Annotated in this window: 12 protein-coding genes and 1 pseudogene; all 13 read left to right on the forward strand. The window is 61.5% G+C overall.

All coding sequences use genetic code 11. The features are described 5' to 3' along the window. Positions 1-289: 289 nt before the first annotated feature. A complete protein-coding gene (locus tag V2I08_RS19555) occupies positions 290-1,501 on the forward strand; it encodes an alkane 1-monooxygenase (protein ID WP_349636456.1) in 1,212 nt (403 codons plus the stop codon). 166 nt (positions 1,502-1,667) lie between these two features. Then, positions 1,668-1,886 (forward strand): rubredoxin, encoded by a 219-nt coding sequence (locus V2I08_RS19560; protein ID WP_081764246.1) that lies wholly within the window; start codon positions 1,668-1,670, stop codon positions 1,884-1,886. A gap of 44 nt (positions 1,887-1,930) precedes the next feature. Continuing rightward, complete coding sequence (locus V2I08_RS19565) at positions 1,931-2,098, forward strand: rubredoxin (protein ID WP_231565071.1); 168 nt, start codon at positions 1,931-1,933, stop codon at positions 2,096-2,098. Between the two features lie 63 nt (positions 2,099-2,161). Beyond that, complete coding sequence (locus V2I08_RS19570; protein ID WP_043154043.1) at positions 2,162-3,616, forward strand: aldehyde dehydrogenase family protein; 1,455 nt, start codon at positions 2,162-2,164, stop codon at positions 3,614-3,616. Between the two features lie 48 nt (positions 3,617-3,664). Further along, complete coding sequence (locus V2I08_RS19575) at positions 3,665-5,293, forward strand: GMC family oxidoreductase (protein WP_043154045.1); 1,629 nt, start codon at positions 3,665-3,667, stop codon at positions 5,291-5,293. Positions 5,294-5,386: 93 nt separating this feature from the next. Continuing rightward, positions 5,387-6,070, forward strand: a complete 684-nt coding sequence (locus tag V2I08_RS19580; RefSeq protein WP_043154047.1) for an OmpW family protein — start codon at positions 5,387-5,389, stop codon at positions 6,068-6,070. A gap of 190 nt (positions 6,071-6,260) precedes the next feature. After that, positions 6,261-7,382, forward strand: a complete 1,122-nt coding sequence (locus tag V2I08_RS19585) for a thiolase family protein (protein WP_025549960.1) — start codon at positions 6,261-6,263, stop codon at positions 7,380-7,382. Then, a complete protein-coding gene (locus V2I08_RS19590) occupies positions 7,318-7,665 on the forward strand; it encodes an enoyl-CoA hydratase/isomerase family protein (protein ID WP_200867024.1) in 348 nt (115 codons plus the stop codon). Before V2I08_RS19585 ends, V2I08_RS19590 begins: the two co-directional genes overlap by 65 nt. Continuing rightward, positions 7,662-8,168, forward strand: coding sequence for a hypothetical protein (locus tag V2I08_RS19595; protein ID WP_235209910.1), 507 nt, complete (start codon positions 7,662-7,664; stop codon positions 8,166-8,168). Before V2I08_RS19590 ends, V2I08_RS19595 begins: the two co-directional genes overlap by 4 nt. An 18-nt stretch (positions 8,169-8,186) precedes the next feature. Continuing rightward, the gene (locus V2I08_RS19600; protein WP_349636457.1) at positions 8,187-9,947 is read left to right on the forward strand and encodes an acyl-CoA dehydrogenase C-terminal domain-containing protein; all 1,761 of its coding nucleotides are present in this window, start codon (positions 8,187-8,189) and stop codon (positions 9,945-9,947) included. A 26-nt stretch (positions 9,948-9,973) separates the two neighbouring features. Next, entirely contained in the window at positions 9,974-11,662 is a 1,689-nt protein-coding gene (locus V2I08_RS19605; protein ID WP_081764247.1) for a long-chain-fatty-acid--CoA ligase, read from the forward strand. Positions 11,663-11,937: 275 nt separating this feature from the next. Beyond that, positions 11,938-12,807: a tyrosine-type recombinase/integrase gene (locus V2I08_RS19610; RefSeq protein WP_043154051.1), complete on the forward strand. Its 870-nt coding sequence runs from the start codon at positions 11,938-11,940 to the stop codon at positions 12,805-12,807. A 6-nt stretch (positions 12,808-12,813) separates the two neighbouring features. Next, positions 12,814-13,050: pseudogene (locus V2I08_RS19615) on the forward strand (transposase zinc-binding domain-containing protein); the annotation flags it as partial. Between the last annotated feature and the right edge of the window lie 35 nt (positions 13,051-13,085).

Raw genomic sequence — 13,085 nt, forward strand, 5'->3', positions numbered from 1 at the left:
TCCATAACGACGTCCTTATGGACGTCTCTTACGCGCTCACATCACAGCAAGGCAGGCGGCCTCAACCGGTCGGTTACGCTGTACCATCGCTGCCTCCCGCTCTCGCCGGTGGCAGTGAATCGCCTCACGCGGTTAAAGGCTGCAGGATTTTAGAGGCACCCGACTAAAACCACACTTTAGTGGGGTTGTTCCGTGACCTTGATGAATCCAATTTGGTGGGAACGGGCAATGAGAGCCGATTTAATAAGTCCAGTGAAGTGTGTCTTCATTGAGATGAGGAGAGTACCTGATGAGCACCATCGCACGAGATCCGTCTCCCTATACCGCGCCTGATCGCTATGTCGACAGGAAGCGCTATCTATGGATGTTGTCGGTCGTCTGGCCAGCGGCGCCGCTGATTGGCCTCTACCTTGTCAGCGTGACTGGGTGGAGTGTGTTTTACGCCTTTACGCTGGTCGTCTGGTATGCCGTCATCCCGGCGCTGGACGTCTTGTTTGGAAATGATCCGAATAACCCCCCGGAGGCGGCCGTGGCCCGTCTCGAGGCGGATCGGTATTATCGAGTTCTAACCTATCTTACCGTCCCAGTGCATTATGCCTCACTCATCGTCTCGGCATGGTGGGTGGTGACCAAGCCGATGGCCTGGTGGGAAGTTGTCGCGCTTGCGCTGTCTCTGGGCATCGTCAACGGCCTGGCTCTGAACACCGGCCATGAATTGGGACACAAGAAGGAAGCCTTTGACCGCTGGATGGCCAAGATCGTTCTGGCCGTGGTCGGCTACGGCCACTTCTTCATCGAGCACAATAAAGGCCACCATCGCGACGTTGCGACCCCCGAAGATCCCGCTACGTCCAGGATGGGTGAAAGCATCTATAAATTTTCGCTGCGCGAAATTCCGGGCGCCTTCAAGCGCGCCTGGAATCTGGAAAAGGTGCGGCTGGAGCGCTTGAACAAGGGAATCTGGAGCCTGGACAACGAAATCATCCCGCCGCTGCTGATTACAATCGTCCTTTACACGTCCCTGTTGCTGGCGTTCGGACCCGACCCCAAGCTGCTGGTGTTCTTGCCTATCCAGATCGCCTTTGGATGGTGGCAGCTGACCAGCGCTAACTACATCGAGCACTATGGGTTGTTGCGCGAAAAAATGGCGGACGGACGTTATGAACGCGCCCAGCCCCGGCATTCCTGGAACAGCAATCACATCGCCTCCAATCTGATCCTGTTCCATCTCCAAAGGCACTCCGATCACCACGCCCACCCGACTCGCAGCTACCAGTCGCTCCGGGACTTTGACGGCCTGCCGGAGCTGCCGAGCGGCTACCCCGGCATGTTCTTCATGGCGCTGATTCCGCCCATGTTCCGATCTGTCATGGACCGCCGTGTCGTGGTTTGGGCTGGCGGCGATCTCGGCAAAATTCAGATCGACGGCGCGCGCAGGAAGAAGATCGAGCGCAAGTTTGGTGCTGCTTCAAACCGGCCGACGCGGGCAGTCGCCGAATAGTCGCCTGCCTTGGCGACTAGCCGAGGAGCTCGTTCCGAGTCTCCTCGGCCGGCAGTCGCGGGCCGCGATGGCGTCCTGAAAAGGGCGTGCCGCGCGATCGCATCCTCGTCAGCGGCCTGTCCCGAAGGTTTTTAAAAACTCAAATCGACAAAAGGAACAAGGCGCCATGGCGCGGTATCAGTGTCCCGATTGCAGCTACATCTACGATGAACTTAGGGGTGAGGCCCACGAGGGATTCCCGCCCAATACGTCTTGGGCGGGAATCCCCGAGGATTGGGCCTGTCCCGATTGCGCAGTGCGCGACAAAGCCGATTTCATCCCTCTGGACTCGGGCGAGGTCGGAGAAGAGGCGGGGCCTCAATCTGGTTCCGGAGCCGAACGATGACCAAGGGCGACCAGGAGGCGGAACCGTCAGGTGCCGTCGAAACCGTGCCGTTCGCGAAATGGCACTGCGTGACCTGCGGCCATATCTACGATGAGGCCCTCGGTGATCCCGATACGGGCGTGGCACCTGGCACCCGTTGGGCAGATGTGCCCGCCGATTGGTACTGCCCGGACTGCGGCGCGACCAAGGAAGATTATGACCTTTATCGGTGACCCATTCGAGCGGACGCTTGTCTTCCCGCTTTGCAACCTTGCGGATTCCTTGAGGAGGGCCGAGTGAACGTTCATGCAGTCACCGCGACCACCGCGGCACCGATTCATCCCGACGGCGAGATCGATTCCCTGTTCTCATCGCACCGCCGATCGGCCGTAGAGAACAGGACGAAATTCACGCTAAAAGCGCGACTGGTTATGTTGTCGCGACTAAAGGCAACGATGAAGACCCGGGAAGACGAGATTATCCGAGCTCTCTACACGGATTTCAGGAAGCCAGAATCCGAGGTGCGTCTGACCGAACTGTTCCCGGTCTATCAGGAAATATCGCATGCCCGGCGCCACCTCCGATCCTGGCTGAGACCGCACCGGGTTCACGGCTCTTTGGGGATGTTCGGAATCGCGGCCGAGGTCCGCTATCAGGCCAAGGGCGTCTGCCTGATAATTTCCCCGTGGAACTATCCGGTGAATCTCAGTTTCGGGCCGCTGGTGTCCGCGCTTGCGGCCGGAAACACCGCCATCATCAAGCCTTCCGAACTGACGCCGGCGACGTCCGCCCTGATCAGGGACATCGTCGAGCAAACCTTCCCCCGGGATCTGGTCGCCGTCTGCGAGGGCGACGTCCAGGTTTCGCAGGCCTTGCTGGATCTGCCCTTCGACCATATCTTCTTCACGGGCAGTCCCCAGGTCGGCAAGATCGTGATGGCGGCCGCGGCGAAACATTTAACATCCGTGACGCTTGAACTCGGGGGCAAGTCCCCGACCATCGTCGATTCGACCGCGAATATCGAGCAAGCCGCTCGCAAGATCGTCTGGGGCAAGTTCGCCAATAACGGCCAGACCTGCATCGCTCCGGATCATGTCTATGTCGCTCGAGACCAGGCCCCGGCGCTGATTGATGCGCTGCGGCTCGAGATCAGGCGGGTCTACGGGCAAACGGACGGCCAGCAGAAAACCGGGCCGGACTATTGCCGAATCGTGAACCGGCGGCATTTCGAGCGCCTGACTGCCTTGGCCGATGACGCCACATCGCGCGGCGCGACCGTCCTGGAAGGCGGAGACCGAGATCCAGGCCAGAACTATTTCTCGCCGACCATACTCGGCGGGACGACGCCGCAGATGGCGATTTCCCAGGAAGAAATATTCGGTCCGGTTCTTCCGATCATCGAGTATGATGACATCAGCGTCGTTGTCGATGCGATCAACGCGGGTCCAAAGCCGCTTGCCATCTATGTCTTCAGCAACGACGCCGCCGTTCGCGAGGATATCATACTGAGTACCAGCTCAGGTGGCGTCTGCGTGAACAACAATGTCGTCCAATTCTTGCATCCCAACCTGCCGTTTGGCGGTGTGAACAACAGCGGTATCGGCACGGCACACGGATTCTACGGCTTCAAAGCCTTCTCCCATGAACGTGCGGTTCTGAGAGACAAATTCTCTGTCCTGCGCCTTCTATTCCCGCCGTACACCCCGGCCGTAAAGAATCTGATCAATCTAATCGTCCGCTTTTTGGGTTGAATCGAGAAACAAGAGAGCGGCGTCGGTAGCTGCCGTCTGGAGATCAGGATGTTTGACTATATTATTGTTGGAGCGGGATCTGCCGGATGCTTGTTGGCGGAGCGGTTGTCGGCCAATCCCAGGACGCGGGTCTGTCTGCTTGAGGCGGGCCCGTCCGACCGCAGCCCGCTGATTCACATGCCCATCGGGATAGCGCTGCTGGCAAAGAGCAAGACTCTCAATTGGGCATTCGAAACACAGCCACAGGCCAATCTTGGCGGTCGACGGCTGTTTTGGCCGCGCGGCAAAACCCTTGGCGGATCGAGTTCGATCAATGCGATGGTCTATATTCGCGGGCACCGGGATGACTATGATTCGTGGGGCGAGGCAGCCGATCCGATCTGGTCTTATGATAATGTACTGCCGCTATTCAGAGCAATGGAGTCCAACGAAAGATTTGGAACCGACGCGTTTCATGGCGGCGACGGTGAGCTTCACGTCAGTGACCTGCGAACCCGCAACCCCTTGAGCGATGCCTTCGTCGAGGCTGGACAACAGGCACAGTTTCCGCGTGCCGTCGATTTCAACGGGGAGACGCAGGACGGCGTCGGCCTGTACCAGGTCACCCAGCACAGAGGCCGGCGCTGGAGTTCCGCGCGCGCCTTTCTTTCCAAAGCCAAGGGCCGGCCCAATCTACGGATAGTCACGGGCGCGCGGGCTACCCGGATCATTCTGGAGGACCGCAAAGCGGTCGGCGTGACCTATGCCGTGGGGGGCAAACTCGTCGATGTGCGAACCAGGGAGGGTGAGGTCATTCTTTCGGGCGGCGCCGTCAATTCCCCGCAACTACTGCTGCTTTCCGGTATCGGCGACGCAGCCGAGCTGAACGCATTCGGTATTCCGGTGGTCGTCGACCTTCCGGCAGTCGGAAAGAATCTTCAGGATCACCTCGATATCACAATCATGCATGAGGCGAACGACCATACACCGATCGGCATCGCACCGTCATTCATCCCGCGTGCGCTGTCCGGAGCGTTTTCTTACGCCTTCCTCCGAAAGGGCTTCTTAACGAGCAACGTCGCCGAGGCGGGCGGCTTCGTCAAAAGCACACCTTCGCGGAGTCGGCCGAATCTACAGTTTCATTTTCTCCCCACGCTTTTGAAGGACCATGGGCGCGAAATTGCGTTCGGGTATGGCTATACATTGCATGTCTGCGATCTTCTCCCCAAGAGTCGGGGCCGCATCGGGCTCACAAGCCCCAACCCGCTCGACGATCCGCTGATCGATCCAAGCTATCTCTCTGCCCCCGAAGACATCGAGACCATGGTCGCGGCGGTGAAGATCGGCCGGCAAATTCTGTCGGCGCCGTCAATGGCGGCGTTCTCGAAAACCGAACTGGTCCCTGGGCCAGCGGTCCAGAGCAAGGCGGATATCGTGGCGGATATCCGTCGGCGAGCGGAGACGATCTATCATCCTGTGGGAACATGCCGGATGGGACGAGACCCTCAGTCGGTCGTCGATCCGTCTCTCCGGGTGCGTGGCGTGCAAGGTCTTCGCGTCGTCGACGCCTCGGTGATGCCGACGCTGGTCGCCGGAAACACCAACGCCCCGACGATGATGATTGCGGAAAGAGCTGCCGAGCTCATTCTTGGGGAAACGAAACTCGCACTCAGCACCGACATGGAGGCAGCCCGCTAACTCGTCGCAGAAATAGGACGACAGTTGGAACCGTATAGATCCATCAAAAAATGCCGATCCAGAATAGTGGCGGCCCATAGGGAGGATAATTTCATGAGAAAAAATGCAGCACATACCTATACAAGGCTTGCGCAATACACCGCCGCTCTCGCCGTCTTGAGTGCCTCCCCTCAACCTGCGTGGGCCCAGGACTCGGGAGATTTCAAGCGGTGGGCAGTAAGTGTGAATGCAACCCGGGTCTTGGTGAGTGAGAATGCGCCCGACATCACCTTGGCGGGAGGGCATGTCCCCGGCTCGAATGTGAGGATCGGAGACGCAACGACGGTGACCGCTGATATCGGATATTTCGTCACGCCCAATATTGCCGGAAATTTGTTTCTCGGCGTACCACCGACCGCGCAAATTGACGGCGCCGGTTCGCTTGAGCCGCTCGGAACAGTGGCCAAAGTCAACTATGGACCCATCATCTTGTCGGCCCAGTACCATTTCAACAATCTTGGCAAGGTTCATCCCTATCTGGGAGTGGGGGTCGGACGGATCATCTTTCTGAATGCGCGCGACAGGGCTTTGGCTAATTTCAGCATTGACGACAGTTGGGCGCCTGCGGCTCAGGTGGGTGTTCGGTATGAGCTTGGCGCAGAATGGATGCTCAACGCCGACGTTCGATACGTTCCCTTCTCCACGCACGCCACCGGTTCACTGGGTGGAGCGCCTGTCCGGACCCGTTTGGACATCGACCCGGTCCTGACCAGCGTCGGAGTAACTTACCGGTTCTAGGTTCGATCAGGCGCTTCTTAACGGGCGATCTGAATTTCAAGGGGAAATCCGAGTGTCGAGTCTGATGATGGACCGCCGTTGATGATCTCGCAGCTTACTTCGCTCAACTGTCCTCCATGCCTATGCCATCAACGGCGCGAGAATGCCCCCGATCTGACGGTCGATAACTAACACATCAAGGAAGACCGGAATGGCCGAAGCCTATATCGTCGATTATCTGCGCACGCCGTTCGCTCCGGCCTACAGGGGTGCGCTCGCCCCGGTCCGACCCGACGATCTCGCTGCCAGCGTCATCGCGGCGCTCGTAGCCCGAGCGGGATTCCCGGCCGACGAGATCGAGGACGTCAATCTCGGCTGTGCTTTTCCGGAAGGTGAGCAGGGGCTCAACATCGCTCGCTGCGCCGCGCTGACCGCCGGCCTGCCGCAATCGGTCGGCGGCTCCACGGTCAACCGCTGGTGCGGCTCTTCCATGCAGGCCATCCAGATGGCCGCCGGCGCGATCGCCATGGGAGCTGGCGACGCCTTCATCGCCGGCGGTGTCGAATCCATGAGCCGCGTACCGATGATGGGTTTCAATCCTCAACCCAACCCCGGTTGGACGGATGCTCAGCGGCTCGTCTTCCTCAACATGGGTCTGACCGCGGAGACCCTGGCGGAACGCTACTGCCTTTCCCGCGAGGAGCAGGATGCCTATTCGCTCGAAAGCCAAAAAAAAGCGCTGGCGGCGCGGGCGGACGGCAGGCTGGCTGCCGAGATATCCCCGGTCGGCGATATCGCTTCCGATGGTTGTCCGCGGGAAACGGATGCGGAGAAGCTTGCCGGATTGAAGACGGCGTTCAAGGTCGACGGCTCCGTTACCGCTGGCAACTCGTCCCCGCTCACCGACGGCGCCTCCGCGACGCTCGTCTGCTCCGCTGACTTCGTCAGGCGGCACGGGCTCGATCCGCTAGCGCGTGTGGCGGGTTACGCGATTACGGGTTGTGCTCCAGAGATCATGGGCATCGGACCTGTCGAGGCGAGCCGAAAGGCCTTGAAGCGAGCCGGCATCTCCGTGGCTGACCTCGACGTTGTGGAGATGAACGAGGCCTTCGCCGCGCAGGTCCTCGCCTGCTGTCGCGATCTCGGGATCGATCCGGCCAGTCTCAACCGGGATGGCGGTGCCATCGCGCTCGGTCATCCGCTCGGCGCCACGGGCGCGCGTCTGGTGGGCAAGGCGTCGAGCGTACTGAAGCGCGATGGCGGACGTTATGGGCTGGCCACCCAGTGCATCGGGGGAGGACAAGGCATCGCTATGGTCCTGGAAGCGGCGTGATGAGGGTGATTGCCCAAGCCGCCGTGATCGGCGCAGGCGTTATGGGTTCCGGCATCGCGGCCCATCTGGCAATGCCTTCATCGATCGGGGTCACGCTACCTTCAGGGCGATCAAATATGCCCCGTTCCCGGTCGTCGGCGCACTCGCGGGGATGGCGTTCGGCGGCGGCTGCGAGATCCTGCTCCATTGCAGTGCAATCCAGGCGCATGCCGAGGCGTCGATCGGTCTCGTCGAGACGAAGATCGGCGTCGTCCCCGGCTGGGGCGGCTGCAAGGAGTGTTGATCAGGCAGTACGCACTGACGGCCGCACCGCACGGCCCTGTGGCGCCCGCGATCGCCGCCTTCAATCTGATCGCATCGGCCAGGGTCTCCGGGAGCGCCTTCGAGGCGCGCAATCTCGGTTTGCTGAGGGTAACCGACGGTATCACCATGAACCGGGACCGACTGCTCGCCGATGCGAAGCGGAAGGCGTTGGATCTCGTGCCCGGCTACTCGGCTCCGGAAAGGCCGAAGATCGCGTTGGCCGGTCTATCGGGAGCGCCCGCCATTCGCAACCTGTTGGATAGCGAGGTGATCGCCGGTCGCGCCACAGCGCATGATCGGGTCGTGGGCATTGCCCTGATCGACACCCTGACGGGCGGTGTCAGCGCCGATCCGCTGAAGCCGGTCGGCGAGGACGAGATTACCGCGATGGAAAAGCGCGCGTCCATCGCCCTGTGCGGGACGCCGGGGACAGTGGCCCGCGTGAAGCACATGCTTGCGACCGGCAAGCCGCTGCGCAACTGACGAGAGAAAGACAGAACAATGACATCCTATGCACCGCCTGTCAGCGACATAACCTTCCTGCTCGGAGAGGTCTTCGACTTCGACGGCCTGATGCGGAGGCTGCCGGGCCACGAAGACGTCAACGCGGACCTCGCTGTCTCGATTCTCGATGAGGCTGGCAAGTTCTGCGTCGGCGTGCTCGAACCGTTGAACCGGTCCGGCGACGAGGAGGGCTGCCGGCTTGGAAACGGGGCCGTCTCCACGCCGAAGGGCTTTCCCGAAGCCTATCGGGCATTCGTAGAGGCCGGCTGGGCCGGTCTTTCGGGCGATCCGGAATATAGCGGCCAGGGTCTGCCGCGCGTCGTACAGATACTGGTCGATGAGATGATCTCCTCAGTGAACCTGTCCTTCGGCCTGTTCCCCGGGCTCACCCGAGGCGCGGTGGAGGCGATCTCCCGCCACGCGAACTCGGACCTCAAGGCGACCTATCTGCCGAAGATGATCTCCGGCGAATGGACTGGCGCAATGGCGCTCACCGAAGCCGCGGCCGGTACCGACCTCGGCCTTTTGACAACGAAGGCAGAGCCCGTTGGCGACGGCTCCTATCGGATCAAGGGCACGAAGATATTCATCTCCTCCGGCGACCATGACTTCGGCGGCAATATCATCCACCTGATCCTCGCGCGCTTGCCGGGCGCGCCGAAGGGGGTCAAGGGCATCAGCCTGTTCCTGGCTCCGAAGTTCCTCATCGGGAAGGACGGTTCGCTCGGAGCGCGCAACGACATGTCCGTCGGGTCGCTCGAACACAAGATGGGCATTCACGCGCAGCCGACCTGCGTCATGAACTACGACGGCGCGATCGGTTGGCTCGTCGGCGAGGCGGGCCGCGGCCTCAACGCCATGTTCACGATGATGAACGCCGAGCGTCTTTTTGTCGGCATCCAGGGACTCGGCATCGCAGAAGCGGCGAACCAGAAGGCCACGGGCTACGCACGCGAGCGCCTTCAGGGCCGTTCTTCAGACGGCACCCGCGGTCCCGTTGCGATTATCGAACACCCCGACGTACGCAGGATGCTGCTGACCGGCCGCAGCCTGGCCGATGCCTCCCGGGCGCTGGCGATCTGGACCGCCATGCAAATGGACATCGCCGCCCGGCATCCTGACGAGGCCGCGCGCAGGGAAGCCGACGGGTTCGTGGCACTGCTCACGCCGGTTGTGAAGGCAGCGTTCACCGATTTCGGCTTCGAGACGGCCGTGGCCTCGCAGCAGGTGCTCGGCGGCCACGGCTACATCCGCGAATGGGGCATGGAGCAGTTCGTCCGAGACGCGCGCATTACGCAGATCTACGAGGGCACCAACGGCGTTCAGGCGCTCGACCTCGTCAGCCGCAAGTTGCCGATGGAGGATGGCGCGCTGGCCTCGCGCTTTTTCGCGCTCATCGAGCAGGATCTGCGTATAGCTGCGGATTTACCCGCAGCGGGTGTCATCACGAAGGCCACTGCCCAGGCGCTCGGCCGCCTGGAAACCACGACGCGCCACCTTCTCGCGGCGCGAGCCGCGCCCGCGGAGGCCGGAGCTGCCGCCGCCGATTATCTGCGCCTTTTCGCACTCGTGGCCTTCGGCTGGGTGTGGGTCCGGATGGCGGCCAAGGCGGCCACCGGAAAGACTCCGCTTCATCGCCGCAAGCTGGCGACCGCGACGTTCTTCGCAGAGCGGGTGCTGCCGCAGACGCTCTGGCTGGAGGCGGCAATCATCAGCGGGGCAGCGTCTTTGATGGATATCGAAGCCGAACTGCTTTGATCAGAAATTCCTTGGGAGGAAATGTGATGCTTGGACAGATGATGCACTCGCCGCTGCTCGTGTCGTCGATTCTGCGACACGCGGCGGCCTATCACGGCGACACGGAGGTCGTATCGCGCACGGTGGAAGGGCCGATCCACCGCTATACCTATGCCGAGCTTTCAAGGCGCGCGCAGAAGCTCGCCAATGCCCTCGGACGCCTCGGCCTCGAAAACGGCGACCGGGTCGGAACACTGGCCTGGAACGGCTATCGGCACATGGAGCTCTATTATGGCGTGTCCGGATCCGGCCTCGTCTGCCACACGATCAACCCGCGCCTCTTCCCAGAGCAGATCTCCTATATCATCGCGCATGCCGGAGACAGGATCCTCTTCTCGGACCTGTCGTTCCTGCCGATCCTCGAAGTGCTGGCGGACAGGCTGAAGGACCTGAAGGCCGTCGTCATCATGACCGACGAAGCCCATATGCCGAAATCCGAGATCCTTCCCGGTCTCGTCTGCTACGAGACACTGATCGCGGGAGAATCGGACGAATACGAGTGGCCGGATCTCGATGAGAATACTGCGTCGGGCCTGTGCTACACCTCCGGGACTACGGGCGAGCCCAAGGGCGTGCTCTACAGCCATCGGTCCAGCGTATTGCACGCCATGACCTGCGCGCTGCCCGATGTGCTGGGACTCTCGGCCCTGGATTCGGCCTCTCCGATCGTGCCGATGTTCCACGTCAATGCCTGGGGTGTCCCTTTCGCGGCACCGATGGTGGGCGCCAAGCTTGTTATGCCGGGGCCGAGGCTGGACGGCGCCAGCCTGCATGAGTTGTTCGAGCAGGAAGGCGTGACATTTACCGCCGGTGTGCCGACCGTTTGGCTCGCACTGCTGGACTGGATGGACTCGCACGCCCAATCGTTCACAAGTCTGAAGCGCGTCGCGATCGGGGGTTCCGCTTCGCCTCCGATCATGATCAGCCGCTTCCAGAACAAGGGTGTCATGGTCCGGCACGCCTGGGGGATGACCGAGACCAGTCCGATCGGCCTCGCCGCGACGTTGAAGACGAAGCACGAAGGACTACCGGCCGAACAGAAACTGGCGCTGCAGGCCAAGCAGGGACGGCCGCTTTTCGGCATGGAGTTCTGCATCAAGGGCGCCGATGGCGAGCCGATCGCGAGGGACGGCAAGAGCTTCGGTTCGATGCTCGTGCGCGGCCCCTGGGTCGCTGCCGGCTACTACAACAGCCCCATCAGCCCGGCGCACGCGGCCGAGGGCTGGTTCGACACCGGCGACGTCGTGACCATGGATGCCGATGGTTTTATTCAGATCGTCGACCGCACCAAGGATGTGGTTAAATCCGGCGGCGAATGGATTAGCTCGATCGAGCTGGAGAATATTGCCCAGGCCCATCCGGCCATCAAAGAGGCCGCTGTCGTCGGCAAGCCGGACGAGCGCTGGGGCGAGCGCCCGGTGCTCATCGTGCAGCTCAAGCCGGAGATGAATTTCTCACGTCAGGACATGGTCGAACTGTACACGGGTAAGATTCCCAAATGGAGTATTCCGGACGATGTGCTGGTCGTCGAGGAGCTGCCGCATACCGCAACCGGGAAGCTGCTGAAGACAGCCATCCGCGAGATTGTCGTGAAGGAACTGCAGGTGGGACCGCTGGACGAAGGTACTGCAGGAGGCGACCTGGATCGGCATCCGGCGCCCGGCAGAGCTTCATAGCGAAGCTCCCCACATCGGGCAGATAAACACGAACTCGACACATCGCATGGCGATTGCCGAAGTCGTGGGGTGCGTAAGGTCGATACGGCGCCAGCGGTTCTGTCGCAAATTTTCTTGAGGGCGAGACCCCGGCGGTCGAGTTCGCGGGGCTTACGCTGCCGGAGTGCGGATTGAACTAACCCGCTGACGCGGGAGAGGGGCGTAGATTGGGCGGAATGGCCTCCAGGTGAGAAGGTTTGGTTGCTCGACCAACCCTTGACCAGGAGACCATCCCCATGACTGAAGCCACGGCAGCGGTAAGCCCGCTGCGCCGTCGTATGATCGACGACATGAGCCTGCGCAACTTGTCGCCTGCGACGCAGCAGTCCTACCTTTACGCCGTTGCGAGGTTCAGCCGATATCATGGCCGATCGCCGGATCGGCTCGATATCGAGGATGTTCGCGCATTTCAGGTATATCTGGTCGCCCAGGGCATCTCCTGGCCCGCGCTGAACCAGACGGTCTGTGCGCTGCGCTTCTTCTTCGGTGTGACGATGAACCGGGCGGATGTCCCGGAGCGGATCGCCTATGCTCGTACGCCTCGGAAGCTGCCGGTAATCCTGAGCGCCGATGAAGTCGTGCGGCTTCTGGAAGCCGTGTCGTCGCTCAAGGCGCGGGCGGCGCTGACAACGGCCTATGCGGCGGGTTTGCGTGCCTCGGAAGCGGTGAGCCTGAAGGTTTCCGATCTCGATAGCGACAGGATGCTGATCCAGATCCGCCACGGCAAGGGAGCCAAGGACCGCACAGTGATGCTGTCGCCTCAACTCCTTCGTATCCTGCGGACATATTGGCGGCTGGCGCGACCCGAGACGTGGCTGTTCCCCGGTCGAGGCGACAAGCCGATTGACGTGGCGGTCCTCCACTCGGCGTGCCGCTCCGCGGTCAAGGCGGCAGGCCTCGTCAAGCGCGTCAGCGTTCACACGCTGCGCCACAGCTTCGCCACGCACCTGCTGGAAAGCGGCGTCGATGTCCGGATCATCCAGGTTCTGCTGGGGCATAGCGATCTCTCGACAACGGCGCGCTACACCCAGGTAGCAACAACGACGATCTCGAAGACGCAGAGTCCGTTCGACCGCCTGACACTGGAGGTCATGCCGCCGGCCTGATCTGTGGTGCGCTCCGAACTGGAGGTGGCGGATATCTTCCGTCGCCATGGTCCTGCCTACCGTCTCGCCCATGACGGCCATCTCGGTCGCGTCGAGCGGCGCGTCATGTCGGCGATCGAGCTCTGCCGGACCGCAGCGCTCGGTGGTCACGTCGAGGCCTGTGAGGACTGCGCCCACAGCCGGGTCGCGTATAATTCCTGCCGTAACCGGCATATGTGGACGGCTCCCTCTTGCAAGAGGCTGAGAGGATAATTTGATCGGATCGCTTGCGATCATAT

It is taken from the genome of Sphingobium sp. MK2, from assembly GCF_040170545.1.
GTDB lineage: Bacteria > Pseudomonadota > Alphaproteobacteria > Sphingomonadales > Sphingomonadaceae > Sphingobium.